This window comes from Achromobacter sp. SIMBA_011 (assembly GCF_046535435.1).
In the GTDB taxonomy this organism is placed as follows: Bacteria; Pseudomonadota; Gammaproteobacteria; order Burkholderiales; family Burkholderiaceae_B; genus Achromobacter; species Achromobacter dolens.
Genome location: NZ_JAWRWN010000361.1, coordinates 1 through 276 on the forward strand (window position 1 = coordinate 1; position 276 = coordinate 276).

At 52.9% G+C, this 276-nt stretch carries 1 protein-coding gene; it reads left to right on the plus strand.

Annotation, left to right across the window (positions count from 1 at the left end; genetic code table 11):
- Positions 1–276, plus strand: a 276-nt coding sequence (locus tag SB816_RS31295) for an AraC family transcriptional regulator ligand-binding domain-containing protein (protein WP_410548153.1), incomplete at both ends; no start/stop codon positions are given.

A 276-nucleotide genomic window follows, 5' to 3' on the forward strand; every position in this document is an offset into this window, starting at 1 on the left:
GGGAAACGTTCACAGCGATGGGCCAGATCGGCTACGCTCTCATAACGTCTTCTACCGTTGGAGAGGCCATCGCACTCGGCCTGTCTTTGCAACGCGATGCGGGTAGCTTCATTGGCTACGAGGTCATATCGCACGGTGAGGAAATGGCCATCGTCGCCGCAAATCAGGGTTACGAGCCGGATCTCTATCGTTTCTTTGTCGAGGAGTCGTTTGCAAGTTTTCTTCAAGTTGCCAGAAACTTGGTTGGCGATAAATTCAGGGTAAAGCGTGTCGAGG